This is a genomic window from Rhodococcus sp. IEGM 1302, assembly GCF_030056935.1.
GTDB classification, from domain to species: domain Bacteria; phylum Actinomycetota; class Actinomycetes; order Mycobacteriales; family Mycobacteriaceae; genus Rhodococcus_F; species Rhodococcus_F qingshengii.
In genome coordinates this window covers 1-25,378 of the sequence record NZ_JASHKY010000027.1, presented here as the reverse complement: position 1 = coordinate 25,378, position 25,378 = coordinate 1, and the positions used below count along the sequence as shown (strand labels likewise).

General features: G+C 62.7%; 24 protein-coding genes. 14 read left to right on the top strand and 10 right to left on the bottom strand.

The genetic code is table 11. The features are described from left to right. The first annotated feature begins 100 nt into the window (after positions 1–100). Complete coding sequence (locus QM609_RS24720; protein ID WP_003946247.1) at positions 101–925, top strand: helix-turn-helix domain-containing protein; 825 nt, start codon at positions 101–103, stop codon at positions 923–925. A gap of 43 nt (positions 926–968) precedes the next feature. Here QM609_RS24720 and QM609_RS24715 read toward each other — a convergent pair whose 3' ends face one another. The 3 genes from QM609_RS24715 to QM609_RS24705 are packed head-to-tail and all read right to left on the bottom strand — an operon-like array spanning position 969 to position 4,380. Next, complete coding sequence (locus QM609_RS24715) at positions 969–2,726, bottom strand: ABC transporter ATP-binding protein (RefSeq protein WP_007729003.1); 1,758 nt, start codon at positions 2,724–2,726, stop codon at positions 969–971. Beyond that, positions 2,723–3,991: an ATP-binding cassette domain-containing protein gene (locus QM609_RS24710; protein WP_283337588.1), complete on the bottom strand. Its 1,269-nt coding sequence runs from the start codon at positions 3,989–3,991 to the stop codon at positions 2,723–2,725. Before QM609_RS24710 ends, QM609_RS24715 begins: the two co-directional genes overlap by 4 nt. Then, on the bottom strand, positions 3,922–4,380 hold the full coding sequence (locus tag QM609_RS24705) for a hypothetical protein (protein ID WP_283337587.1): 459 nt from the start codon (positions 4,378–4,380) through the stop codon (positions 3,922–3,924). Before QM609_RS24705 ends, QM609_RS24710 begins: the two co-directional genes overlap by 70 nt. A 257-nt stretch (positions 4,381–4,637) precedes the next feature. Here QM609_RS24705 and QM609_RS24700 point away from each other — a divergent pair, with 257 nt between their 5' ends. From QM609_RS24700 to QM609_RS24680, 5 genes are read left to right on the top strand one after another with little or no spacing between them, the layout of a single operon-like run. After that, positions 4,638–5,525 carry a siderophore-interacting protein gene (locus tag QM609_RS24700; RefSeq protein ID WP_228232781.1) on the top strand — a complete coding sequence of 296 codons (888 nt, stop codon included), beginning with the start codon at positions 4,638–4,640 and terminating at the stop codon, positions 5,523–5,525. Further along, positions 5,522–6,649, top strand: coding sequence for a Fe(3+)-siderophore ABC transporter permease (locus tag QM609_RS24695; RefSeq protein WP_003946222.1), 1,128 nt, complete (start codon positions 5,522–5,524; stop codon positions 6,647–6,649). The genes QM609_RS24700 and QM609_RS24695 overlap by 4 nt, the downstream gene beginning before the upstream one ends. After that, a complete protein-coding gene (fepG, locus tag QM609_RS24690; protein WP_283337586.1) occupies positions 6,646–7,695 on the top strand; it encodes an iron-enterobactin ABC transporter permease in 1,050 nt (349 codons plus the stop codon). Before QM609_RS24695 ends, fepG begins: the two co-directional genes overlap by 4 nt. A gap of 23 nt (positions 7,696–7,718) precedes the next feature. Then, positions 7,719–8,570, top strand: coding sequence for an ABC transporter ATP-binding protein (locus QM609_RS24685; RefSeq protein ID WP_042449225.1), 852 nt, complete (start codon positions 7,719–7,721; stop codon positions 8,568–8,570). Next, positions 8,567–9,607, top strand: coding sequence for an ABC transporter substrate-binding protein (locus QM609_RS24680; RefSeq protein ID WP_050654511.1), 1,041 nt, complete (start codon positions 8,567–8,569; stop codon positions 9,605–9,607). The genes QM609_RS24685 and QM609_RS24680 overlap by 4 nt, the downstream gene beginning before the upstream one ends. A 1-nt stretch (position 9,608) precedes the next feature. Here QM609_RS24680 and QM609_RS24675 read toward each other — a convergent pair whose 3' ends face one another. Together QM609_RS24675 and QM609_RS24670 are read right to left on the bottom strand one after the other, a co-directional pair. Beyond that, positions 9,609–10,583, bottom strand: coding sequence for an ABC transporter substrate-binding protein (locus QM609_RS24675; RefSeq protein WP_050654512.1), 975 nt, complete (start codon positions 10,581–10,583; stop codon positions 9,609–9,611). Positions 10,584–10,654: 71 nt separating this feature from the next. After that, positions 10,655–11,293 (bottom strand): TetR/AcrR family transcriptional regulator, encoded by a 639-nt coding sequence (locus QM609_RS24670; protein WP_050654513.1) that lies wholly within the window; start codon positions 11,291–11,293, stop codon positions 10,655–10,657. Positions 11,294–11,377: 84 nt separating this feature from the next. On the opposite strand from QM609_RS24670, the gene QM609_RS24665 reads away from it, so the two are divergent. From QM609_RS24665 to QM609_RS24635, 7 genes are all read left to right on the top strand, one after another. Continuing rightward, on the top strand, positions 11,378–12,760 hold the full coding sequence (locus QM609_RS24665; protein ID WP_007728973.1) for an MFS transporter: 1,383 nt from the start codon (positions 11,378–11,380) through the stop codon (positions 12,758–12,760). A gap of 55 nt (positions 12,761–12,815) precedes the next feature. After that, on the top strand, positions 12,816–13,808 hold the full coding sequence (locus tag QM609_RS24660) for an ABC transporter substrate-binding protein (protein WP_007728971.1): 993 nt from the start codon (positions 12,816–12,818) through the stop codon (positions 13,806–13,808). Next, complete coding sequence (locus QM609_RS24655) at positions 13,805–15,730, top strand: ABC transporter ATP-binding protein (protein ID WP_228232779.1); 1,926 nt, start codon at positions 13,805–13,807, stop codon at positions 15,728–15,730. Before QM609_RS24660 ends, QM609_RS24655 begins: the two co-directional genes overlap by 4 nt. Next, complete coding sequence (locus QM609_RS24650; protein ID WP_030536297.1) at positions 15,727–17,463, top strand: ABC transporter ATP-binding protein; 1,737 nt, start codon at positions 15,727–15,729, stop codon at positions 17,461–17,463. The genes QM609_RS24655 and QM609_RS24650 overlap by 4 nt, the downstream gene beginning before the upstream one ends. A 5-nt stretch (positions 17,464–17,468) precedes the next feature. Continuing rightward, complete coding sequence (locus tag QM609_RS24645) at positions 17,469–18,110, top strand: TetR/AcrR family transcriptional regulator (RefSeq protein WP_054780876.1); 642 nt, start codon at positions 17,469–17,471, stop codon at positions 18,108–18,110. A 97-nt stretch (positions 18,111–18,207) separates the two neighbouring features. After that, the gene (locus tag QM609_RS24640; RefSeq protein WP_003946235.1) at positions 18,208–18,708 is read left to right on the top strand and encodes a nuclear transport factor 2 family protein; all 501 of its coding nucleotides are present in this window, start codon (positions 18,208–18,210) and stop codon (positions 18,706–18,708) included. A gap of 25 nt (positions 18,709–18,733) precedes the next feature. Beyond that, complete coding sequence (locus QM609_RS24635; RefSeq protein ID WP_283337585.1) at positions 18,734–19,408, top strand: pyridoxine/pyridoxamine 5'-phosphate oxidase; 675 nt, start codon at positions 18,734–18,736, stop codon at positions 19,406–19,408. A gap of 18 nt (positions 19,409–19,426) precedes the next feature. Here QM609_RS24635 and QM609_RS29310 read toward each other — a convergent pair whose 3' ends face one another. The 3 genes from QM609_RS29310 to QM609_RS24620 all read right to left on the bottom strand — a co-directional run bounded on the left by QM609_RS29310 (position 19,427) and on the right by QM609_RS24620 (position 22,330). Next, positions 19,427–19,735 (bottom strand): hypothetical protein, encoded by a 309-nt coding sequence (locus tag QM609_RS29310; RefSeq protein ID WP_306669658.1) that lies wholly within the window; start codon positions 19,733–19,735, stop codon positions 19,427–19,429. A 340-nt stretch (positions 19,736–20,075) separates the two neighbouring features. Continuing rightward, positions 20,076–20,726: a nicotinamide riboside transporter PnuC gene (gene pnuC / locus QM609_RS24625; RefSeq protein WP_050654516.1), complete on the bottom strand. Its 651-nt coding sequence runs from the start codon at positions 20,724–20,726 to the stop codon at positions 20,076–20,078. Continuing rightward, on the bottom strand, positions 20,726–22,330 hold the full coding sequence (locus QM609_RS24620; RefSeq protein ID WP_371747846.1) for a peptide chain release factor 3: 1,605 nt from the start codon (positions 22,328–22,330) through the stop codon (positions 20,726–20,728). The genes pnuC and QM609_RS24620 overlap by 1 nt, the downstream gene beginning before the upstream one ends. Positions 22,331–22,682: 352 nt before the next feature. On the opposite strand from QM609_RS24620, the gene QM609_RS24615 reads away from it, so the two are divergent. Then, on the top strand, positions 22,683–24,317 hold the full coding sequence (locus tag QM609_RS24615; RefSeq protein WP_050654518.1) for a fatty acyl-AMP ligase: 1,635 nt from the start codon (positions 22,683–22,685) through the stop codon (positions 24,315–24,317). Between the two features lie 3 nt (positions 24,318–24,320). Here the strand turns inward: QM609_RS24615 and pth are convergent, their stop codons facing one another. Both pth and QM609_RS24605 read right to left on the bottom strand, forming a co-directional pair. Next, positions 24,321–24,893, bottom strand: coding sequence for an aminoacyl-tRNA hydrolase (pth, locus tag QM609_RS24610; protein WP_003946229.1), 573 nt, complete (start codon positions 24,891–24,893; stop codon positions 24,321–24,323). Positions 24,894–24,999: 106 nt separating this feature from the next. Further along, positions 25,000–25,378: 50S ribosomal protein L25 (locus QM609_RS24605; RefSeq protein ID WP_283337583.1), on the bottom strand; the 379-nt coding region annotated here is incomplete at its 5' end.

Below are 25,378 nucleotides of genomic sequence, written 5' to 3'. Positions count from 1 at the left end.
ACGATATCGGGGACCCCGGTATGTGTAACTCTGGGGTCACAGTCAACAATTTCCGGGTTCCTATTTAGGTATGCCTAACGAAAGTCCTATACTCGTCTTCATGACAGCTGTGGCAGAGAGAATTTCGGTGCCCGTGGGGCCGCGTTCCATCGATCACCCCTACTCGATGACAACGGTGACTCTGAAGCTCTCTCATCAGCGGCAGTGGGCCCCGCATCGTCATCCTGAACATGAGCTGATCTGGGGAAACTCCGGTGGAATGCTCACGGTTGTCGCTGACGGCATCACCTGGGAGGTTCCGCCTTCGGCCGGACTGTGGCTGCCTGCCGGGGCGTTGCATGCCGTGAAGGCAGGTCCGGGTACGGAGTTCTTCTGCACCTACTTCCGGCCCGAGGCTCACGCCGCGCCGTCGGGTGTTCCGGGCTTGTTCGGTGTCAGCGCTCTCCTGCGTGAGGTACTCCTGCACATGCATCGGCGGAACATGCCCGACGAGGCGCGCAGTCGCGCCGAGCGGGTGGCCTTCGACATGTTGCAGCCGCTCGAAGTTGCTGCGGTGGAGGTTCCGATGCCGACCGATCCGCGAGCGTTGTTCGTCGCCGAAGCATTGGTCGCCAATCCGGCAGACCAGCGGTCGCTGTCCGAATGGGCGCTGACGGCTGGCGGTAGCGTCCGTACGCTGACGCGTGTGTTCGCGCAGGGCACTGGAATGACTTTTGCGCAGTGGCGAATTCAGGTACGTGTCCGCGCAGCATTGACGTATTTAGCTGCTGGAGTGCCGGTTTCGGTTGTCAGTAGGCGGGTCGGATACGAAACTCCGAGTGCCTTTGTCGCAGTGTTCCGCCGGGTCACCGGCCGCACACCCGGCAGCATGATGAACAAGGGGAGTGTGGCGCCCGAATCGGTGCCGTACCTTCTGCACGCTTGAGTTGGGTTGCACCGGGCGGAAGTGCTCGGTGCAACCGTCGCGGTCAACTCCGCGGCGCGGACCACGCTTCCCACAGCTCCGCGTACCGACCCCCGAGGTTGACCAACTCGTCGTGAGAGCCGTGCTCGACGACGCGGCCGTCGTCCATCACCAGGATCTGATCGGCGTCGACGGCCTGTGAGAGTCGGTGTGCCACTGTGACAGCAGTGCGACCCCGGGTCAGAGCGAGAGCGGCATCGTCGAGGACCCTGGCTCCGGCGCTGCCCGCTTCGGCGGTCGCCTCGTCGAGAATCAGCAGCGGCGGATCCAGTAATTCGATTCTTGCCAACGCAAGTTGTTGTGCCTGTGTTGCGGTCAGCCGGTGTCCACCGTCTCCGACCACGGTTTCGAGTCCGTCCGGGAGAGCCCGCAGCCAATCCGACGCGCCGACGGTATCGAGCGCCGCGGTGATGTCGTTGTCGGTTGCCGACGGGTCGGCCAGCCGCAGATCCTCGGCCAACGTGCCGGCGAAGACGTGGACCTCCTGAGTCACGAGGGCCACCGCGCTCCGAGATGTCGACGGTGGCAGTTCGTTCCGGGGCACCGTCCCGATCTTCACGACGCCTTCGGTCGGTTCGTAGGTTCCCGCGATCAGCTTTGCGACTGTAGATTTTCCGGCTCCGGTAGCGCCCACCAGTGCGGTGACGGTTCCTGCCGGAATGGTGATGTCGATGTCTCGCAGAACAGGAGCGTCGCCGCTTCGGTACGAGAATGTGACGCGTTCCAAAGAAGCTGAGCTGTCGACAGGTTCCTGCGGATCGGTCGGTGCAGATGGCACGGGCGCAAGCGTGACTCCGACCAGGCGAGCCAACGCGATTGTGCCTTCCTGCAATTCGTCGAACACGCTGAGAACCGCGCCCACCGGATCGAAGAGGCGGTGGAAGAACAGGGCTGCGGCGGTGGCGGCACCGATGCTGATCTGACCGTCCTTCACCAGCCAGAAGCCGGTGATCAGCACAGCGGACAGGCCGATGAACTCCGCGATGTTGAGCCGGCCGAAGAACCTGGTGCGTAGACGCGTGGTCAACAAGCTCAGCCGGACGGCCGTCATCGATCGAGATTCGATCTGTTCGAGATGCGGCTGGGCCAGGCGAAGCGATCCGACGGTGTCGGAGTTGCTCAGCGAGTCCAGGAGCTGTTGCGCACGTGCACCTTCTGCCTCCCGCTCCTCGCGGTAGACCGGTGCCGACCTCGAGAGGTACCAGCGCAGCGCCTGGATCTGGATGGGTGCCGCGATCACCGCGGCGACGGCGAATCTCCAATCGAGGCTACCCAATCCGATCAGGGTCAACACGATGGTCAGTGCCGCGGTGGCAAAAACCGGAAGTGCTTCGGATACGGCCCGGGTCACCAACCGCACGTCGCCGGTGATGCGGGAGACGAGATCTCCGCGCCCGGCCCGTTCGACGTCGCTCTGCGGAAGGTCGAGAACCCGGACGACGACTTCTTCGCGAAGGTCGGCGACAACGCGCTCGCCGACGCCGGCGAGCAGGTAGTTGCTCACTCCGACGAGAAGGGATGAGGCAACCGCGATACCGACCAACGCGAGAGTCAGTGTGCCGATGCGAGAGACAGCGTCGCCGTCTGCGTCGGTCACGGCGTCGACCATGGCGCCGAGGACCAGCGGTGTGAGCAGACCGATCGCGGTCGCGGCGGTCAGGGTGACGACTGCTGCGATCGCGGAAATTCGGTGGGGTCCCATCAACCGAAGTGCCGCGCGCCGCGCCTGTTTCGGTGTTGCGGTGGGGAGTAGTTCGTTCACAGCTCGATCACCCGATCGCAGATATCGAGCAGCACGGGGCTGCTGGTCAGAAGTATTGTGGCGTGTGCCCCGCGTACCTCGGCGATCCCGCGAGCAATGCGCGCTTCGGTGACGGAGTCGACGGCAGTGGTGGGATCGTGCAGCACCAGGACGGGAGCTTCGCTCGCCAGTGCCCTCGCCAACGCGATGCGCTGACGCTGACCGCCGGACAAAGAATTCCCTTGCTCGGTGACTCGGGTTGCGAGGCCGAGCGGCAGTGCCGAGATCACTTGATCTGCCGCAGCAGCGGCGATGGCCTCGTCGTTGCGGCTGCCGATCGGTGCGAGGGCGTCGATGTTGTCGCCGACTGTGCCGATGAACAGTGCCGCGTCGTGCGGTGCTGCCAGAACGTGAGTGCGAAGTTCGTCGATGTGCAGCTCGTGAATGGCGTTGTCGCCGAGATGAATTGTTCCGCTCGAAGGCTCGATTCGACGCGCCAGTGCGTCGACCAACGCATCCGCCCAGGCGGCATTCTCGGTGACGATGCCGATGATCTCGCCGCGTTTGACGTCGAGATCGACTGGTGACGCTCCGGCCAACACGACGTCGCGCAGCGTCAGGAACTCGGAGTGATTCAGGGACACAGGTTCACCCGCGGGAGTCACAGCCTCGGTGGTCCCGAGAAGTGCTGCGACGCGGTTGGCGGAAGCACGCGCCCGTGCCAGACCGGCGCCGAAGTAGATGATGTCGATCAACGGACCCCGAAGGAACTGTGCCAGACCAACCACGGCAACGAATTCACCGACCGAGATGCTCCCGGACGCTGCCATCCGTCCGCCCACGTACGCGATGACGGCGAGGAAAGCGCCGGCGATCGCAACGTTGGCGGCGGAGTACATCGCTTGGTATCTCTGTGCGCGAAGGGTTGCTCCCAACGAAGTCCGGCTGGCTCCCCGATACCGCTGCGCTGCAGCATCTCCGGCGCCGATTCCGGAGAGGATTCGGAGTCCGGAGAGTAGATCCGCGGCTAGCGCGCCGGCCTTGGCGCCCTGCCACTGATCGGTTTCGGCTCGGCGTTCGAGCGGCCGACTGACCACCTGCATGAGAGCCAGCACCGGGGGAGTGCCGAGGATGACGAGCAGGCCGAGTGGCACCGAGATCACCAGTAGCGAAATCGCGGCGGTCAGCACTCCGCAGGCGGCCGCAAGTTTGGTGCTCAGCGTGTGCGTGAATCCGGCCACCGAACCCGCGTCGGATGTTGCAATCGAGTAGACCTCGCCCGGCATACGCCGCGGCGTATGCCGTGCGGATCGAGGCCTCGGCGCGCGATGTCCATCCGCAAGCGATGTGCTCCGTGCTCGGTGACGGAATCGGAGATGCGCGCCGCGAAGCGCCAACTGAGCAACAAGCCGGTGAAGAGAATTCCGAGAACGAGGATCCACTTTCCGAGTGCGGCGGCATCGCTGGTCGCCACAGCACGGTCGATGACCGCACCGATCACCACCGGCACCAACGCTTCCGCGACCTGGTGGCCGGTGAAGCCGACGGACGCGGCCGCCAGCTTGGCTCCGCGACCTTCGGAAGCGATCGCGCGTGTGATTACCTGACGCGGCGTGATCGCCGGGCTGGTTGGGGGACCGTTTGTCTCGGCCGAAAGAAGTGGTGTCGAAGGCACTGGGTCCACGCTAGGGATCGTGGGCGGTAGTCAGAAGTCACACCGGTGCCAATACTTGTCGTGAACAGGCCATACGTATTGCGTTGGCCGAATTGCGATAGTAGTTGGCCCCGTTGCAGCGGAGAAGGCATCGACTCATCGACGACACTGCAATAAATTAAGGTCTACCTTACTTAGCGCGGGTTAACTATGTCCGGAAGTCGGATAGATCCTCGTGTTCGGGTCCGGTTCATGTTCCATCGATGTTGGAGATTGTTGTGAGTCTTGTGTTCGGCGAGGTACTTCACAAGGAGTACGTGACCCCGGGAATGGTTCGTATCGTGTTCGGTGGGGAGGAGCTGACCGCCTTCGAAACCACCGGTACCGGTGACGAATACCTGCGCCTCCACTTCCCGGTCCCGGCTACAGGCAAGTTCGTTCTACCGGCGGAAGATCCGGATGCACCGCGCGGTTGGCGATACCCGGAGGGAGAGGAACCGTCCCCGTGCCAGCCGTACACCGTGCGACGGTTCGATTCCGAAACCAGCTGCATGACGATCGACTTCGTCGTTCACGAGGGTGGTATCGCCAGCGACTGGGCACAGAAGGCCGAGATCGGTGACAAGTTGGCGATCGGCGAGTCTCGTGGCCTCTACGAGCCCCCGGCCGACGCACGCTGGCAGGTGTTCGTCGCCGACGCGACTGGACTCCCCGCACTCGGGCGCTTGATCGAACAGTTGCCCGCCGGGATGTCGGCCAAGGCGATCGTCGAGGTGGTGGACGAGTCTCACAAGCAGCAGATCACCTCGGACGCCGACGTCGAGTTCATCTGGCTGGTCGGCAGTGGCAACGGTGTTGCACCGTCGAAGTTGCCGGACGCGGTTCGCGCGATGAACTTGCCCACCGAACTCGGATACGTGTGGGTTGCAGGCGAGAGCACGATGCTCCGTGACATCCGCAAGTACCTTCGCCACGAACTGAAGTTGCCGGGTGAGCAGTACAAGGTCATCGGCTACTGGACGTACAAAGCCGAGGTGTGGAACGCGAAGTACGAGGCCCTCGACGAAAGTGTCCGCGCGGCACTCGATGCGGCTTGGGAATCGGACCGCGACGAGGAAGAGATCCGCGACGAGGTCGAGAAGACTCTAGAGAGCGCCGGCTTGTGACCGTTGGATTCGACAAGAGTGCTGTCGACAGCGGTGCGGCGGACAAGAGTGCAGTCGACAAACACACCGAAGAACTGATCGACGAGTCGCTGCACGAGAAGCAGAAGCAACCGGACGGCCTGGTATCGACCAACTCTCGTCGTATGGCGGGTCTTCTGGTGTGTCTGGTGGTGCTCGCCGCCGTGCTCCTGCTGAGTATCGCGGTGGGATCGAAGACCATTCCGTTCGGGACCGTGATCGACGCGCTGGTGAACTACGACGACTCGAACGATCACGTGATCATCCGTGACCTGCGACTACCGCGTACTCTGCTCGGTCTGATAGTCGGTATGGCACTGGGTGTGGCCGGTGGCCTCATCCAGGCGATGACACGAAATCCCTTGGCTGATCCCGGAATTCTCGGTGTCAATGCCGGCGCGGGCTTCGCGATGGTCGTTGCCGTCGCGGTCTTCGGCTTGACCAGCATCTGGTCGTACATATGGTTCGCTTTCCTCGGAGCGGTGATAGCCACAGCGATCGTCTACACGCTGGGCTCGATCGGTCGAGGTGGTGCGACGCCCATTCGGCTGACGCTTGCCGGTGTTGCCATCGGCTCCGTGCTCGGCGGTATCTCGTCCGGGATCACCTTGCTCAACCCGACCGCCTTCGACCAGATGCGCCAGTGGAATGCCGGCTCACTCAGCGGGCGTTCGTTGGAAATCGTTCTCGCCGTCGCACCGTTCATTCTCATCGGGCTCTTCCTGGCGCTCGCGTTGGCGCGCCAACTCAACGCGGTGGCCCTGGGTGACGATCTGGCACGTTCGCTCGGTGCCAACATCACTCGTACTCGCATCCTCGGTGTCATCGCGGTGACATTGCTGTGCGGCGCGGCGACAGCTGCGGCCGGGCCGATCGGATTCGTCGGATTGATGGTTCCGCACGTCGCGAGATGGTTCGTCGGACCGGATCAGCGATGGATTCTCCCGTACACGTTGGTGTGCTCGCCGATTCTTCTTCTCTTCTCCGACGTCGTCGGCCGAATCGTGCTGCGCCCGGGTGAACTTCAGGTCGGCATCGTCACGGCCTTCATCGGCGCTCCGGTGCTGATCATGCTGGTGCGTCGAAGCAAGGTGAGCGGTCTGTGAGCATCGATTTCGGGCGCGCCACCACGGTGGTGCGCTCACCCAAAGAAGGCTGGTCCGCGCGGATCGACGTCCGCACGGTCACAGTCTGCCTCGTCCTCGTTGCGCTTGCATTGGCCATCGGTGTCATCGCGCTCGGTAGTGGTGACTACCAAGTGCCGATCGGGGACGTCCTCGGTGCACTGTTCGGCGAAGCCCCCGCGCGTATCCACATGGTCGTCGTGGAATGGCGTCTGCCCCGAGTTCTGTTGGCGCTGATGCTCGGTGCGGCGCTCGGTATGAGCGGTGCGATCTTCCAATCGCTGACCAGGAACCCGTTGGGTAGCCCGGACATCATCGGCTTCAACTCCGGTGCGTACACGGGCGCTCTGGTGGTCATCCTCCTCATCGGTGGTACTTACTACGAGATCGCAGTCGGTGCTCTGGTGGGCGGAATCGCCACCGCAGCAGTTGTTTATCTCCTTGCGTACAAGCGAGGTGTGCAGGGATTCCGGTTGATCATCGTCGGTATCGCCATCAGCGCGATGTTGGGCTCGGTCAACACCTGGATGATCCTCAAGGCGAAACTTGACGACGCCATGGCTGCCGCAGTGTGGGGTGCCGGTTCGTTGAACGGACTCGGCTGGACTCAGGTGTGGCCGGTGGTCGTCGTGCTGGCCATCCTCGTTCCGCTGATCCTGGTGTTGGGCAGGCGGATGCAGATGCTCAAGATGGGCGACGACGCCGCCAAGGCGCTCGGCGTCCGGGCCGAACCCACGCGGCTTTCCCTGGTTGTTCTCGGCGTCGCCCTGACGGCCATGGTGACAGCAGCGGCCGGTCCCATCGGGTTCGTCTCGCTGGCGGCTCCGCAGTTGGTGAGGCGATTGACCGGTAGTGCCGGAGTGACCCTGCTGCCGTCGGCAGCAATGGGTGGCGCGTTGCTGATGGTCAGCGACTGGGTGGCGCAGCGAGCTTTCGCGCCGACACAGTTGCCGGTCGGCGTCGTCACCGTCTCCATCGGTGGCATCTATTTCGTATGGCTTCTCGCGCGAGAGGCACGTAAGCAGTGATCGGTGAAGGAACGAGGAACAGCGTGAACGAGACAAGTACGGCCGCCGTCGTGGTCGAAAGGACGAATCGGCTTCGCGCCGAGGACGTCACGATCGGTTACGACAAGCGCGTCATCTCGGAACACCTCGACGTCGAAATCCCCGACGGTGGCTTCACCGTCATCGTCGGTCCCAATGCCTGCGGCAAGTCGACGCTTCTGCGTGCGCTGTCCCGGTTGCTCAAGCCGACCACCGGCAAGGTCCTTCTCGACGGTAAGACGATCACGTCGTACCCGGCAAAGGAAGTTGCGAGGCGACTCGGGCTTCTGCCGCAGACGTCGATCGCGCCGGACGGAATCAAAGTCGCCGATCTGGTTGCGCGAGGGCGTTATCCGCACCAGAAGCTGATCCGCCAGTGGTCCCGAGAGGACGAGGCCGCCGTCATCAAGGCGATGGAAGCAACCAAGGTCACGGATCTGTCGGCCAGGCCGGTCGACGAACTGTCCGGTGGTCAGCGCCAACGTGTCTGGGTAGCTATGGTTCTCGCGCAGCAGACTCCGTTGGTGCTACTGGACGAGCCGACGACGTTCCTCGACATCGCGCACCAGATCGAGCTGCTGGAACTCTGCCGCGATCTGAACGAGAACGACGGACACACGCTGGTGGCGGTGCTTCACGATCTCAATCACGCGTGCCGCTACGGAACTCACATCATCGCGATGAAGGACGGCGCGGTGGTCGCCGAGGGCCCGCCCGCGGAGATCATCACCGAAGAACTGGTGCAGGAGGTGTTCGGCATGGCGTGCCGCATCATCGACGATCCGGTTTCCCACACACCGCTGGTCATTCCGCTGGGACGCGAGCGTCAGCGAAACATCGAAGGAGCAAAGGTATGACACTCGTCCTGGATGCGCAGGTTACCGACACGGAGTGGGCTCAGATCGTCGACCGCATTTCGCGACGCCGATTCTTCGGTGGCGCAGCTGGTGTGGCTGCAGCATTGGCGCTGAGCGCCTGCGGAAGCTCCGATGGCGAATCCGACTCTGCCAGTGACACTCTCCCGTACACGTGGGCCGAGTTCAGCGGCGACGTTCCGCGCGACCCGAAGCGTGTGGTGGTGCTCGACGGCCGCGTCGACCTCGAATTCGCGATGATGATGGACTACCCGATCGTCGGATCGGGCAACTTCTGGTTCCCCGACGCCAAGGCAGGATTCCAGTTTCCCGGCCGCACCATCGAGGACGCGAGCTTCGTCAACGTCGCCGGCGACTTCTCCACCAACTTCGAGGCTCTGCTCGCTCTCGAGCCCGATCTGATCGTCATCACTGCGATCGGATACACCAGTGACTGGTACGGCACCGAGCGCTTGTCTTCCATCGCGCCGCTGTTGGTCGTCGGCGACGACGTCGAACCGATTGCCGGGCACCCGGTCGACTGGCGAGGTGCTCTGATGGCGCAGGCGAGCCAGCTCGACCGGGTGACGATCGCCGAGGCTTCCATTGCGGAGTACGACGACAAGCTCGCGAGACTGCGACCGATGTTGCAGGAGAAGCTGGGCGGAAAGAAGATCGTGTTCGGCGTTCAGACGCCGACGGGCTTCCTTGTGCATCAGCGGAATCTGCGAATCAGTGTTGCACTCGATGCCGGCCTGGACGTGCTTTTCCGTGACGACGACAATGCAGAGAACTCGTTCGAGTTGTCGTTCGAGCAACTCGACACCTTGGCTCCGGCGGATGTGATCATCGCCCAAGCACGCGATCAGGAAGCGCTCGACGCGATCAAGTCGCAGCCGACGTGGCAGCGGTTGCCTGCAGTTCAAGCGGGCAACGTGTTGACCAGCGACGCGCGATACAACCAAGGATTTGCGCTCACCGCGGCCATCTTCCTCGACGTTCTCGAGGAAGCGGCCGGACGAATCACTACTGGGCAGTAATTCAGGCGACGTTGCGGGCCTGGTCGAGTAGTTGTGCAACCTGCTCGAACCAGGCGCCGTAATTGGCGTAGGTGTTGGGACGCTTGTCGTCGAAGTCGATCACCTGGTTCGCGGTCACCGCGGGCAGCTTGACGAACACGGGTGATGCCGCGAATGCCTCTGCCGACTTCGCGAACTGGAACACGATGTCCGCTGGATAGTCCGGTACCTGTTCCCAGCTGAGATCGGCCCAGCCCTTGTCACCTCCCGGACCGGTGAACTTCACGCCCAGTTCCTTCAGGTAACCGAACTGAGCGAGCGCCGTTGTGCCTGCGTACAACTCGGAGCTGTCACCGTTCAGGGCGAGGACTTCGATGTCGTCGACCTTGGCCGCAGCAGTTCGGATGCGCTCTGCACCGGATTCGAATGCTTCCTTGCCCTCGCGTGCTGCGGCTGTGTCGGTGTCCCCGCCGAGAGCTTCGGCGAGTGAGGCGTACTCGTTCAACACGTCCGGTGTCGAGGCTCCGGAGAACTTGACGCCGACAAACGGTGCAACATTGTTGACGGTCTTGCCCATCGGCTCGTCCCACCAAGTCCATCGCGTCGGGTCGTCGCTGTTGCCGTACCCGATGACCAGGTCTGGGTCCAGCGCCGCAAGAGCTTCCGCGCTGAGTTCACCTTCACGGCCGACGACGGTCATCGTCGACTCGTCAGCGCGATCGGTGACGTCTGGATTGCCGACGCCGTAACCGAAGATGCCGACCGGCCGAATGCCGTAGTCCCACAGAGCCGCAGCGGAGTACGCGTCGACGACGATCCGCTCCGGGGCGTGGTCGAGGGTGATCGTGTTTCCGTATCCCGTTGTGTAACTCCAGGACTGGTCGGCAGACCTGGTCTCGGTAGAGGGCGCTGCGTCGCTACTTCCGCAACCGGCGAGTAGGAGCGTGGCGACGGCGGGTAGAGCGGCGAAGCCGGCGAGCCGGCGATTGATTTTCATGAGAACCTTCCGAACATGGCGAACTAAGCTAGGTAAGCCTAACCTGACATGTCATTCGGGTGTTCTCGGGGTCAGTTGCCCTGCCACATCTGAAGCCATTCGCTCCAGGACGGGGGAGTGATCGTTGGTCGGGGTGTTCCACCACGAAGTCCGTCGAGCATGAAGTCGAGATAGCGCCTGTGTATTTCGGTGGCTCGATCACCCTCGATCGGCAGAGTCGGCCGCAGATGCACTGTCATGAGCATGACGTCTGCAGCAGTGAAGTCGGGCGGGACTTCGCGAGCGTCGATGCAGACGTCGACCATCGATTGCAGTGCGGCCTCCAATTCTTCGGCGGCACGAGTGACTTCGGCGTGTTCAGGTAACTTGCCGCCGAGGACCGGAATGAGCGGTCCCACTGATTCGGTGAGATATCGCGAGAAGAACGTCTTCAATACGGCTTCATCGGTTTTCGCGGTGCTCATGCACTCTCGGGCGAGGGTGGCGAGGTGGTCGATCGCCCAGACGCGCAGGGATTGCGCCAGTTCCTCCTTGCCTCGGTATCGGCGATAGATGCTGCCTACTCCCACTCCGGCCCGGGTGGCAATTGCCGATACCGGTGCATTCCAACCCTGTTCGGCAAAAATCTCGCGCGCTGCTCGCAGTACGGTGACGTCGTTGTCTGCGGCTTCTCGGGCGCGTCCGGGGAGGCTCGCATTCTCTTTCGCCATTCCCACAGGCTAGCAATGCATGGTTTACTCAATCGGAACGGAGTGTTCCGTTCCGATTCGATTCATGATTGGAGGAAGGTGTCGATGACAACCTTGGCGGAGGCGCCCACGCGATCCGGGAGCCGGGTGATCGCCGCGCTTGCGGGGGCGGTACTCGTCTACTCGCTCATGCAGACCATGCTGGTACCGGCGTTGCCGGTGTTGGGTGAGCATTTCGACACGTCCGTGGCGGTGACCGGCTGGATCCTGACGGCGTACCTGTTGGCGGCCGCGGTGATGGCTCCGATAGTCGGCGCGATGGGTGACCGATTCGGCGACAAGCGAGTCCTGGTGATCGTCCTGATCATCTTCGCTCTCGCGACATTTGCCGCGGCAGCCGCCCCGAATATCGGGGTGCTGCTTGTCGTTCGAGCTGTCCAGGGAGTGAGTATGGCGAGCTTCCCGCTTGCGATGGCAGTACTGCGGAGAACGGTAGTAGGTCCCGAGTTGTCTTCAGGGATAGGTTGGCTCGCTGGGACTTTGGGAATCGGTGCCGGAAGTGCACTGGTGATCGGCGGTGTCATCCTCGAGTATCTCAGTTGGCAGTGGTTGTTCGTGATCACCGGGATCTTGATCGTGCTCGCATTGGTCGCAGTGGTGGCCGTGGTTCCGGGCTCGCATCGCCGCCCGGGTATGCCGACGGACTGGGCCGGTGCCGGCGCTCTGGCGTTCGGATTGGTGAGCCTGCTCTTGGCGATCACGAAAGCCTCCGACTGGGGAGTTTTGTCGCTCGGATTCTGGGGTCTGGTGGTAGTCGCGTTCGTTTCGTTCGCGACACTGATTGCCGTCGATTCCCGCCACGACGCTCCGATCGTCGACATGCGAGTTTTTCGGGACAAGCCGATGCTGATCACCAGTGCACTCACCCTGGTGTTCGGGTTCGTGCCGTACATTTTCTACCTCTGCCTGCCGCGGATCCTCCAGGCGCCGGAAACGTCCACGTATGGAAGCGGATTCACCGTTGTGCAGACCGGCTTGGCGCTCTTGCCCGCCGCTGTCCTCGTCTTTCTCGGTGGCCGCTTGACGCCGGCTCTCGCGCGGCGATTCGGGCCGCGGGTGCCCGCTGTCATAGCGCTGGCCCTCATGGCGGCGGGCGCAGTCGGACTCGCGATCTGGCCGAGTTCGGTGGTTGCGATCGTGGCGTTCTTTTCCCTCGTCGGATTGGGGAACGGCGTGGGGTTCGCGGTCTGTGCTCTGTTGGTTGCCTCGATCGTCCCGCCATCGGAAATGGCAGCAGCCAGTGGAGTCAACAGTGTGATCAGAACCGTCGGTTCGGCGGTGGGCGCCCCGGTGACCACAGCGGTCCTGGCGATCGGCATTTCCGACGACTCGTTCGCGCTGGCGTTCGTGATGGGTGCCGTCATCAGTGTTGTCGCGTGTCTGCCGGCGATTGCACTTCCAGCGACGAGGACTGCACAAAAGGCGTGACTTATTGTAGGCTCCCCTAATCGAGACAGCGTGTAACTAAAGCGGGGAGAGAAGGATGCGGCAGCAGTGGGGCCTGCGAGCAACGGCACTCGCAGCGACAGCAACGGCGCTTGTCGGTTGCTCCGTGGGCGGCGATGACGCAGACGCATCGGAAACAGGCGAGTCGTCGGCCGTACCTGCACCTCAGAAACTGCTCGCACTGGACGAGTTCGCAGCGCTCAACGCACTCACGCTCGGGGTCAAGCCCGATACGGTCTTCGCCACGCTGCAGTCGCAGGCGGCGAAGGAGATATTGCAGAGTGAGGGGATCGAGGTCGTCGACAAACCGACGTTCTTCCAATCACCAGATGTGGAGCAGATCGCGGCCGTTCATCCTGACCGAATCCTGCTCAGTGATGTCGGCTCGTTGACGTCGATCACCGCGCAGGCCAACGAGATTGCCCCGACGACGGTGCTCGCCTATGCGGCGCCGTGGCGCGAAGTTCTGAATACCGCGGCGACTGCACTGGGTCGAGAGTCCGAAGCTCGCGAAATCGTGTCGAGGCTCGAGACCAAATTTGCCGAAGTATCCGGAACGGTCGAGGCGCAACCGCAGACGCTGTCAGTGCTGGTGGGATTCTCCGGCGGCATGTACACCGTCATCCCACAGTCGCCGATGTCCTCGATCATCGAGGAAGCCGGTTTCGGGCGCCCGCAAGCCGAACTCGACGCGAAGATCGGCCCCAACACAGGTGTTGCCACGTCTTCGGTGTCAGACGAGGAGGTCGGACAGCACGCGGCGGACGCGATGGTCGTGACCTCGGGCAACATCTACGACGGCGCTCTAGTTCACGCAAATCCACTGTTCAACGAGATCTCCGCAGTGAAGGCCGGACGCACGGCGGACGTGAGCGGTGAACTTTGGTTCGGCAGTTATCCTTTCGCGGTCTACTGGATCCTCGAAGACCTCGAGGCTCTTGCCGATCGCACTCTCACCGGCGCGGAACTCCAAGGCCGCATCGCATCCGACGCCGACGCAGTTACCCGATGGAAGGCGTTCTCGAAATGACGACGACAGAGGCTACGAAAGCAGACATTTCATCTGAGGAGGCCGACGTATCACAAGGAGCGGCGGCCGAAGCCTCGCAAGCCAAAGCTGAAGCGGCGGCGCACAAGAGCGCGCTTCGCGAACTCCTTGCGCCAGTTCGTACACGGACCACCATCGCGATGGTGATGCAGGTGATCGCCGCGGTCGCGGCCATCGTGCCGTACGTGGCTATCGCCGAGTTGGGTAAGACGCTGATCGTGGGCGGCGACATCGACTCGTCTCGCGTCTGGACGATCGTGTGGGTGGTCGTCTTCGGTCTGGGTATGCGTGCGTTCTTCGGAGGCGGTGCATTGATCGTGACGCACTTCGCCGATGTCAATCTTCAAGCTGTGCTTCGGCGTCGAATCGCAGCGACACTGGGTCGACTTCCACTGGGCTGGTTCACCTCCCACTCGTCCGGAACCGTGCGAAAAGCCGCGCAGAACGACATCTCCGATCTCCACTACCTGGTTGCGCACAGCGCCGTCGAGACCACCGGCGCCATCGCGGTGCCGCTCGTCGGGCTCGGCTACGTGATCTCGATCGACTGGCGTCTGGGACTGGTCGCGATTGCCACCCTCCCGATCTACATGATCGCCTACGCCATGATGACCAAGGACATGGCCGTCAAGATGAGCCGGATGAATGAGGGCATCGCGGCCATCAGCAACACCATCGTCGAGTTCGTCACCGGCATCGCAGTGGTCAAGACCTTCGGTCAGGACAAGCAGTCACATTCTCGATACCGCGACGCTGCCAAGGCGTTTGCCGTCTCGTACGAGGGCTGGGTTCGCCCGATGCTCCGGACCGAGGCGCTGGCCTCGATTGCGTTGAGCGCACCGGTTGTGCTGGTGGTCAACCTTGGCCTCGGCTCGTGGTTCGTTCACTCCGGATGGGTGTCACCCATCGATGTGCTGACCAGTTCTCTTGTCGCGATGGTGATTCCGGTGTCGGTGACGACCATCGGTTTCGGTATGCAGGCACGCCGTGAGGCAGCCGCCGCTGCGGCGCGACTGATCGCGCTGTTCGCAACCGACGCTCTGCCGGAAACCGATCATCCGAAAAAGCCTGTGGGGAACGAAGTTCGATTCTCCGGAGTTTCCTTTGCATACGACGACGGCGCCGACGTTCTGACCGACATCGATCTGACGCTGCCGGAGGGTACGGTGACGGCGCTGGTCGGACCTTCGGGTTCGGGTAAGTCGACGCTGGCAACGCTGGTTCCGAGGTTCCACGACGTGCGTGCCGGATCCGTGGCCATCGGTGGTGTCGACGTCAGGGAAGTCGCTACCGACGAGCTGTACCGCCACGTCGGATTCGTTCTGCAGGACGTGCAGCTGGTCGAAGCGACCGTGCTCGACAACATTCGGCTTGCCCGACCGCAGGCGACTTCGGCCGAGGTGAAGGCCGCTGCCGCAGCCGCGCAGATCGACACCCGAATCGAAGCGCTCCCGAGGGGGTACGACTCGGTGGTCGGGGTCGACGCCAGATTCTCGGGTGGTGAAGCCCAAAGAGTCTCCATCGCGCGTGCGATTCTCGCGGACACTCCTGTTCTCGTGCTCGACGAGGCAACCGCGTTCGCCGACCCGGAGTCCGAAGCCGATATCCAAGAAGCGCTGTCGCGTTTGACGGTGGGGCGCACCGTGCTGGTGATCGCGCACCGGTTGGCTTCGATCGTGAGCGCCGATCAGATCGTGGTCCTCGACGCCGGACGGATCGTGGAGAAGGGCACGCACGATCAGCTTGTGGCGAGTGGTTCAACCTATGCCCGGATGTGGGCGAGTCACAGTCGGGCCGACTCGATTGAACACAGTCGGGCCGACTCGATTGAGCACAGTCGGGCCGACTCGATTGAACGCAACACCGCAGGTAAGTCTGACGCAGCAGGAAAGGCCAACTCATGATTCGCGACCTCTTCCGGATACTCGGCCCGCAGAATCAGGGCCGTTATCGCGAGTTCCTGGTGTGGGCAGTGTTGTACGGCGTGATGCAGGGTTTGGCAGTGGCGCTTCTGGTCCCTGCGGTGCAGGCACTGTTCGATCAGAGCTGGGGCAGTTTCGTTCGGTGGCTCGCCGCCATGGCCGTATGCGCTGTGATCAGTTCGATTGCGCACTACCTGCAGGCGATGAAGGGTTTCGAGTCGGCCCTCACTCTGCTGCGGACGATGCATCTGCGCCTGGGAGATCATCTCGTCACTCTGCCGCTCGGCTGGTTCGGCGCCGGCCGACTCGGGCAGGTATCGCAGGTTGCCAGCAAGGGCACCATCTCGGTGATGGGGGCCGCTGCGCACCTGATGACACCGATCATCTCCGGAATTGCCAGCCCGGCAACCATTGTCGTGTGCATGTTGTTCTTCGACTGGCGGCTCGGGCTCGCGCTGGTAATCAGCGTTCCGATTCTCTTCGCGGCAGCACGATTTGCCTCGACGATGACTGCCAAGGCCGACGATCGGGCTCATGCAGCGGCCGTCGAATCGAACAATCGAGTGCTCGAATACGCGCGTTGCCAACCGGTCCTGCGTGCTTTCGGACGCACCCACGGGGTGTACGAACCGCTCGACGACGCGATCGAAGCGCAACACACTGCCGGTCGTTCACAACTGTGGTTCGTGGTGATCGGGTCCGTGGTCAACGGGATCGCCCTGCAATTCGTGTTCTCTGCCGTGATCATCTTGGGCGCGTTCCTCGCGCTCGGCGGCGACATCGATCCGGTCACGTTGATCGCGCTACTCGGACTGACCGCACGGTTCATCCAGCCGCTGGGTGAGATCGGCGAGTTCGGCGGTGCAATCAGAATGGCACGCAATGAAATCCGGCGAATGTCCGAGATCCTCGAAGTTGAACCAATGGTCGAACCCGATACCAGCGGGACGGCGACGGGGGAGACGGCAGTGCAGTTCGACGCCGTCGACTTCGGATACGCGGACGGTGGGCAGGTTCTGCGAAACATCTCCTTCGACGTGCCACGGAAGTCGTTGACGGCGTTGGTCGGTCCGTCAGGGTCCGGCAAAACCACCGTCACCCGGTTGATCTCGCGCTTCTACGACGTCGACTCCGGTGTGGTGCGTGTCGGCGGCGTCGACGTGCGGGACCTCACGAGTGCCGACCTGATGTCGCAGCTGTCTCTGGTCTTCCAGGACGTGTACCTCTTCGACGACACGTTGATCGCGAACATCCGCCTCGGCCGCCCCGAAGCCACGGACGAAGAAGTCTTCGACGTGGCTCGGATCGCGGGCGTCGCGGAAATCGTCGAGCGGCTTCCTCGGGGTTGGGACACCCGTGTCGGTGAGGGCGGGACGGCACTGTCCGGTGGAGAGCGGCAGCGGGTCTCCATTGCACGCGCACTCCTCAAACGCGCACCTGTCGTTCTGCTCGACGAGGCGACTGCCGCGCTCGATCCCGAGAACGAGGCACACGTTCAACGTGCGATGCAAGAACTCGCCAGGGAAAGCACACTGCTCGTGATCGCTCACAAACTGTCGACCGTCGTGGCCGCAGATCAGATCATCGTGCTCGGTGACGACGGTTCGATCGTCGAAGTGGGCACCCACGAAGTCCTGCTCGCAGCCGGTGGGAACTACGCCGCGTTCTGGAATCAGCGCCACCGTGCGTCGGGATGGCGGTTGGTGGCAAGCTGAGCAGAATGCAGACCGGAAAGAAGACGGGGCGGCCGCCGACGTTGTCGACAGTGGACATCGTCGAGGCCGCCCTCGCCGGTGATCTGAGTGAACTGACCATGCCGAGCGTGGCAAAGCGGCTGGGCGTCAGTCATTCTGCACTTTATCGCTACTTCGCAGACCGCGAAGCGCTGCTGCGTGCCTGCTCGGATCATGTTGTGCGTCAGACTGTATGGCCCGATACGAATCGTCCGTGGCGCGAATTCCTGAAGGATTTCTGCGACGTTCTGTGGTCCTCGTTCGAGCGCTATCCAGGTCTGGCCCAGGTCGGTCTCGCAGTTCCGGGCACGCCGCCGGCGATAATCGAGATCGTGGAGAAACTGGTCGGTTCGTTGACTGCGCAAGGCTTCACACCCCACGATGCGATATTGGCGGTGGACTTCATCTCCGAGGTGACGATGACGCAGTTCGCAATGATGGCGGCGATGGACAAGACCGTCAGCTCCGCCGATTCACGTTCCGCGCGACAGGCGTATCAGGAAAGTTGGAATGCATCGGAGTCGTTGATCGAGGGAATCGGCGACGAATCGACGTGGCACGGGCGAGGTTGGTTGGACGAGAAGATCACGATCATGCTCGACGGCCTGGAAAAGCGTGTTATCGGCTGACATTTCTACTAGCTTTGAGAGTAATGCCCGTTTCGGCGTGATACAGGCTAATGTGCACACATAGGACGGGTGGTTGCTGCACCGGGAGGCGGGGATCATGGATCTCGAAGCGATTGTTCTCATCCAAAGACTCAAGTACCGATACGCACGCGCCTTGGACACCAAATCGTGGGTCGAATTCGCCGACACTCTGACCGTCGACGCCACCGCGATCTACGGAGAACAACTCAGTTTCGATTCCCGAGATTCGTTCGTCTCCTTCCTCGAGAACACTCTCGGATCACACATCATCACCGAACATCAGTGCGGGCAACCCGAGATCGACGTCGACGGAGACACCGCAACCGGGATCTGGTGCCTCGCGGACACAGTGGTAATCCCCGAAGACGGCATGCTGCTTCGCGGATCGGCCTTCTATCACGACAGATACACCCGCTGCAGCGACGGTGAATGGCGAATCTCCCACACGAGCTACGAGCGGACCTGGGAATCGGTGGTGGCGCTCGCCGACATGCCGAGTTTCCGATTGACGTCCAACAAGTGGGCGCTGCTGCAGCAACCGTCGTTCGGCGACTCGGTCGTTCGCAACGTCTCCTGAGGTCGCCCGCGATTAGAGTCGGCTCATGGTTGATGCAGATTTTTCGCTGCCTGACGTACGGACGTGGATTCGCGGTATCCCCGCGCTGACCGGAACTCCGCCGCCCGCGCCCGAGTGTTTTCCGGAAAAGCCGGGGGAGTTGTTCCTCGACTGGCTCCGTGCGGCCGTGGCCTTCGGCGTCGTCGAGCCACACGTGTGTGCGCTCTCGACCGTGGACGGCGACGGTATGCCTGATTCTCGCTTCCTCATCCTCAAGGACGTGACCGAGGGTGGGTTCTGGTTCTTTGGTTCAGCTGCTTCGCCGAAAGGTGTTGAGCTGAAAGAAAATCCGCGAGCATCGCTCGCCTTCTACTGGCGCGAGACGGGTCAACAGATCCGGATTCGCGGAACGGTTCGCGAGGGCGACGACGCACTTCGACGCCGAGACTTCGTCGAACGCTCCGTCACGGCGAGAGCGGTGGCGACGGCAAGTGAGCAGAGCGAGGTGCTCGAAGACTTAGGGGCGTACGACACGTCGGTGGCCGCTGCGGAAGCAAGAATCAGCGACGACCCAGGGTTCGTGTCGGAGGACTGGCGTGCGTGGTGCCTCCAGCCGGAGTCTGTCGAGTTCTGGCAGGCAGACTCCGGGCGTCGGCATCAGCGGTGGTTGTACCGGCGCGGCTCGGACCGAGCATGGACACGAGCAGTGCTGTGGCCCTGAGGGGCAGCTGGGCCCAGATCAGCTCGCGCTGATCTCCGGCGATACGAGGTTGACGACGATCGACTGTCCGCCCAGCTTGGCGTGGATTTCGGGATGTTCGAACCCCGAGGACAACAGGTAGCTGCCGAGCATCGTGAGCAACTCGTCCAGATCCGTCGTGGGATCGGAGGAATGTGCGCTCGAGGGTGAGGCCTGATTTGCGATGAGTTCGGTGTGGGTGAGTCGACCGGCCACTCGAACGGCGGCTACGCCCATCGCGTCGCGACGTACGACGGTACGACTCCGAGTTTCGAGCGTCCTCGATGATTCGCGTGTTGAAGCTGGCACTGAAAGGTCCTCTCCGCTGCTGTGTGCGGCCGTGGTTCGGGCAGGAAGCGGAAACGTGAATGCATCGGATTGCTTGGGTGCGGTCGACAGAAAATCCGCTGTGGCGGTGGCACTGCTGGAACCGTTACCCGTGGAAAGGTTGCTCCCAGAACCATTGCTTGCAGAACCATTGCTTGCAGAACCATTACTTGCGGAACTATTGGCTCTCGATCCGTTGCCGGAACCGTTGGGGCCCGCTATTCCGTGAGAATTCTTGTCTTCCATTGTTTCGCTCCTGATGCCCGTAAACAGACCGCCGGTTTGCTTAATCGACGCAAACATACCAGGAGTTGGTTTACGGTCACACCCCTTGTGGAGTTCGGCGTTGAATGCGCAGCCACATTGCGAAGCCCCACAGGACGAAGAATGCATAGACCAGATAGAGGATCGCCGAAGGGTAATAGCCGGCTCGGAAAAGAAGGGGAACACCAACGGCGTCGACGCCGATCCAGATGAGCCAGAATTCGGTCCAGCCGCGCGCCATGCCGTATGTCGCGAGGATGGAGCCGGTGAAGATCCAGGCCTCTGCCCACGCTCCGTACGAGCCGAGGAGGTCGAAGATCCAGGCGAAAGCGATTGTGCCGCTGGTCATGACGGCGATCATGGCGACGCGCTCGCGAGTTGTCGCCCAATGGGGCAGGACTGCGCGACCGGAGTCGCGTGCCCCGCGTCGCCACTGAGTCCACCCGTAGACGCTGACGGTGATGAACAACAACTGACGGCCGGCCTGGCCGTAGAGATTGAGCTCTTGCGGCGTGTGGAAAAGTGCGCCCATGAACACCGTGAACAACAAGGCATTTCCGGCTATGCCGACGGGCCACGCCCATACCGAGCGTCGCGCGCCCGCGATCGCGGAGCCGATTCCGAACGCGTTTCCGATGATCTCTCGCCAGAGAATCGTGGCGCTGCCGATGTGCAGTTCGGCGTCGAACAGCGCCTCGATCAGGCTCATCAGTCCGCAGCAGCGACGAGGGGTTCGAGCGTCAGATCCGGGAGTTCCTTCTGGATGTACTGCAGGCGCCACTTGTCACTGACCAGGGCGAGCAGAACACCGTCGGAACGGGTGAAGACCTCCACACCTCGTTGACGGTTCAGTTCGACCTCGGACGCGGCGTCGGTACGGCGAGCCAATGCGTAGCCGAGCGGTTCCATCTTGGCCTCGACGTTGAACTCGGCCTTCATGCGCGCTGCGACGACCTCGAACTGCATCGGGCCGACAGCCGCCATGACGGGGGAGGCGTCGCCGCGGATGTCGTTGCGGAGAATCTGGACGACGCCCTCGGAATCGAGTTGGTCGACAGCACGGCGGAACTGCTTGTACTTGCCGGCGCTTTCGGCGCGCAGGATCGAGAAGTGTTCCGGCGCGAACGACGGAATCGGCGGGAACTCCACCTTCTTCTCGGTGTACAGCGTGTGGCCGGGTGCGAGTGCGGTGGCGTTGACGAGGCCGACGACGTCGCCGGGGAACGCGGATTCGACGGTGGAACGTTCACGTCCGAATACCGTCTGGGCGTACTTGGTCGTGAAGGGCTTGCCGGTTTGGGCGTGTGTGACAACCATGCCGCGCTCGAACACGCCGGAGACGATGCGCATGAACGCCAGACGGTCGCGGTGCGCGGTGTCCATACCGGCCTGGACCTTGAAGACGACCGCACTGAACGGATCGGTGACCTCGCGCGGCTTGCCGCTGAGGTCTTCGCGCCCACGCGGCGGCGGCGCCAATTCGACGAGGGTGTCGAGGATCTGGCGGACGCCGAAGTTGAGCATCGCGGACGCGAAGATCACCGGGGAAGTCTGACCGGCGAGGAACATCTCCTGATCGTGGTCCTGGCCGGTAGCGGAGAGCAGTTCACTCTCCTCGGCCGCGGTCTCCCACTCGGAGCCTTCCTTGGCGAGCGCCGCGTCGGCGTCCATGACCTCTTCGGGGGCGATCTTCGCGCCGCCTGCGGTGCGGGTGAAGCGGACGTATTCGCGAGCCTGACCGTCTTCACCGCGCCGCAGCAGTCCGCGGAAGTCGCCGGCGATGCCGACCGGCCAGTACAGGGGGGTGGGCGTGAGGCCGATCCGTTCGCTGATCTCGTCGAGCAGTTCGAGAGGAGTCTGACCGGGACGGTCCCACTTGTTGATGACGGTGATGACCGGAATGCCGCGGTGACGACACACCTGAAACAGCTTGAGCGTCTGCGGTTCGAGGCCCTTGGCAGCGTCGATGAGCATGACCGCCGCGTCGACGGCGGTCAGGACGCGGTACGTGTCCTCGGAGAAGTCGGAGTGACCGGGGGTGTCGACGAGGTTGATGACGTTGATCTGCTCGTCCGGGGTCTCGGACGAGTGGTAGTTGAACTGCAGTGCGGTGGAACTGACGGAAATGCCGCGGGCCTTCTCCATCTCCATCCAGTCCGAGACCGTCGACTTGCGGCCTGCCTTGCCGTGGACGGCTCCTGCCTCCGAGATCTTCTTCGCGTGCAGTGCCAGCGCTTCGGTCAGCGTCGACTTTCCGGCGTCGGGATGCGAGATGACGGCGAAGGTGCGGCGACGCTCTGCCTCGGCGGACAGGCCCTTGGTCGTCGTCGTGACCGCGACCGACCCGCTCTCGGTTGAATCGGGGCCTTCGGTGTCGGACTGGACAGTCGAGTCGGAAGGGACGGTCGAGTCGGACGGGGTAGTCAACGAAGAACCTCTCGAAGTGGGCGTCGGTGCCGGCGACGTGCCGGTGCGCGGACAGGTGGAGAGTGCGGCAGCACAACAGAGAAAGGATACTCGCAGACCACGATGCAATAGCCACTGCGGCGTAACACTCGGCGAACGATCGCTGATTATCCATGTATGTGTGTGTTCGAACACACAGCCATTTGTGTCCTGCGAAGAGTTGCACTGATCGAAGAGTGACACTGACCGAGGAGTTGCGTTGAGCAAGTTCACCGAAGAGATGTATGCGACCGCCGCAGTCACCGACCGCGGCCTGGTGACGGGAGAGCCGGACAACGCTTTCCGTCAGACCTGGGGCGACATCCACCAGGAGGCTAGGCGCATGGCCGGCGGCCTGGCCGAGGTCGGTATCGATCGCGGCGTCGCGATCGGCATTCTCGCCGGACAGCCCGTCGACATCGCACCTGCCTGCCAGGCGACGTGGATGCGCGGTGCGTCGGTGACGATGCTGCATCAGCCGACCCCCCGAACGGATCTGGGCGTCTGGGCTCAGGACACCGAGACTGTGATCGACATGATCTCCGCGAAAGCCGTCATTCTTGGTGCGCCCTTCGACGCGGCCAAGCCGCTCCTCGAAGAGCGTGGCATCACCGTCGTGACGGTGGACGAGCTTCGCAGCGGAACGTCGATCGATCCCGTGGAGACGGCCGAATCGGATATCGCACTCCAGCAGTTGACGTCCGGTTCCACCGGTTCGCCCAAGGCCGTGCAGATCACGCACGAGAACTTCTACACAAATGCCTACGCCATGATCAACCGCATCAAGTTCTCCATCGAAGACGACGTGATGGTGAGCTGGCTTCCGCTCTTCCACGACATGGGCATGGTCGGTTTTCTCACGGTTCCGATGCAGGTGGGCGCAGAGGTCATCAGCATCACGCCGATGGATTTCCTGCGCACCCCGGTGCTGTGGGCCGAACTGATGGGCAAGTACGGCGGAACCGTCACCGCCGCACCGAACTTCGCGTACTCGCTCTTGGCTCGTCGACTCGCACAGGCGGAAGACGGGGCAGTCGACCTGTCCAGCGTCCGATACATGTGGAACGGCGCCGAGCCGGTGGATCCCGAAACGATGGATGCACTCGCCGAGGCAGGTGCGCGTTTCGGTTTGAACCCGACTGCGCTGGCGCCCGTGTACGGAATGGCGGAAACCACGCTCGCCGTGTCGATTCCGGATCCCGATCAAGGTCAGGTCCTCGACTACGTCGATCCAGACTTTCTCGAATCGATGTCTCGAGCGGTGCCGTCCAATCGCCCCAACGCTCGTGCCCTCGCCACACTCGGCAAGATGGTGCCTGACCTCGAGGGACGCATCGTCGACCGTGACGGTCAGGTGCTTCCGGCCCGCGGTGTCGGAATCATCGAGGTTCGCGGCAAGGCAGTCACCCCCGGGTACGTCACGGTCGACGGACACAAGCCGGCCCAGGACGCCGACGGTTGGCTCGACACCGGTGACGTCGGGTACTTCACCGAGGAAGGACTGGTCGTGGTGTGCGGGCGTGTCAAGGACGTCATCATCATGGGCGGCCGGAACGTGTACCCCACAGACATCGAACGGGCGGCCGGAACCGTTGCCGGTGTGCGTCCCGGAAACGCCGTCGCGATTCGTCTCGACGCCGGCCAGAAGCGTGAGAGCTTTGCAGTCGCCGTCGAGACCAACGCTTTCGAAGATCCGGAAGAGGTCAAGCGTATCGAACGCGAAGTGGTCCACGCCGTGGTTGCCGACGTCGGTGTCCGACCTCGCGCCGTTGCGGTCCTGGGTCCCGGCAGTATCCCGAAGACGTCGTCGGGGAAGCTCCGCCGCGCGAATTCGGCTGCACTGCTGGGTAACTGACCGTCAGTGCAGGCGGTTCTGTGCGGCTTCCAACCCGAGTTCGAGCAGTAGCTCCACTGCATCCGCAGCCTCTTCGCATACGAGATCGAGTTCTTTTCGCTCCGTGGACGAGAACGGCTTGAGAACGTAGTCCGCCGGGTCCATGCGGCCCGGCGGACGACCGATCCCGACGCGCGTGCGCAGGTAGTCCTTGGTGGTCAACGAACTCGAAATGGACCGCAGGCCGTTGTGGCCGCCTTCGCCGCCGCCGAGTTTGAGTCTGATCGTCCCGAAATCGAGATCCAGTTCGTCGTGGACGACGATGATGTTCGCGGCGTCGACCGAGAAGAACCGTGCGAGACCGGCGACAGCGCCACCCGAGAGATTCATGTACGAGCGTGGTTTTCCGAGAATCACGCGCCGGCCGGCGAGGCGACCTTCGACGATTTCGGCACCACTCTTCTTGTGTACGTTGAACTTTCCGCCCATGCGCCCGGCAAGGGTGCCGGCGACCATGAAGCCGACGTTGTGCCGGGTCTTCTCGTACTGGGGGCCGGGATTACCCAGGCCGATGACGAGGGCGGTATCTGTGCTCAACGGACGCTACTTTCTGGCTTGATTTTTCCTGCTACGCACGAACGGCGCGTCACTCCGAATCGGAATGACGCGCCGCGCGCAGTGAGTTCTGTTGGAACCGAGAGGATCAGGCCTCTTCTGCAGCCTCGTCGGCGGCGGGAGCTTCTGCGCCCTCTTCGAGGTCTGCCTCGGTGGGTGCAGCAACGACGTTGACGATCAGGGTGTCGGCGTCAGCCTGCAGGGTCGAGCCCTTGGGCAGTTCGAGCTGGCTGGCCAGGATCTGGGTTCCGATCTCGAGACCCTCGACCGAAACCTCGATCTGCTCGGGGATGTGAAGCGCGTCGGCCTCGATGGAGATCGTGGATGCGTCCTGCGCGACCATCGTGCCTGCAGCAGCATCGCCGACGACGATGACGTTCACGTCGATCGTGACCTTCTCGCCCTTCTTGATGACGAGGAGGTCGGCGTGCTCGATGTAGTTGCGGATGGGGTGCACGACGACCGAC

Bases quoted from the DNA above. Each gene is read 5' to 3' on its own strand.
- QM609_RS24720 (WP_003946247.1), top strand. From the start codon at position 101: ATGACAGCTGTGGCAGAGAGAATTTCGGTGCCCGTGGGGCCGCGTTCC.
- QM609_RS24710 (WP_283337588.1), bottom strand. From the start codon at position 3,991: ATGCCGGGCGAGGTCTACTCGATTGCAACATCCGACGCGGGTTCGGTG.
- QM609_RS24680 (WP_050654511.1), top strand. From the start codon at position 8,567: ATGACACTCGTCCTGGATGCGCAGGTTACCGACACGGAGTGGGCTCAG.
- QM609_RS24675 (WP_050654512.1), bottom strand. From the start codon at position 10,583: ATGAAAATCAATCGCCGGCTCGCCGGCTTCGCCGCTCTACCCGCCGTC.
- QM609_RS24670 (WP_050654513.1), bottom strand. From the start codon at position 11,293: ATGGCGAAAGAGAATGCGAGCCTCCCCGGACGCGCCCGAGAAGCCGCA.
- QM609_RS24665 (WP_007728973.1), top strand. From the start codon at position 11,378: ATGACAACCTTGGCGGAGGCGCCCACGCGATCCGGGAGCCGGGTGATC.
- QM609_RS24660 (WP_007728971.1), top strand. From the start codon at position 12,816: ATGCGGCAGCAGTGGGGCCTGCGAGCAACGGCACTCGCAGCGACAGCA.
- QM609_RS24655 (WP_228232779.1), top strand. From the start codon at position 13,805: ATGACGACGACAGAGGCTACGAAAGCAGACATTTCATCTGAGGAGGCC.
- QM609_RS24650 (WP_030536297.1), top strand. From the start codon at position 15,727: ATGATTCGCGACCTCTTCCGGATACTCGGCCCGCAGAATCAGGGCCGT.
- QM609_RS24645 (WP_054780876.1), top strand. From the start codon at position 17,469: ATGCAGACCGGAAAGAAGACGGGGCGGCCGCCGACGTTGTCGACAGTG.
- QM609_RS24640 (WP_003946235.1), top strand. From the start codon at position 18,208: ATGGATCTCGAAGCGATTGTTCTCATCCAAAGACTCAAGTACCGATAC.
- QM609_RS24635 (WP_283337585.1), top strand. From the start codon at position 18,734: ATGGTTGATGCAGATTTTTCGCTGCCTGACGTACGGACGTGGATTCGC.
- pnuC (WP_050654516.1), bottom strand. From the start codon at position 20,726: ATGAGCCTGATCGAGGCGCTGTTCGACGCCGAACTGCACATCGGCAGC.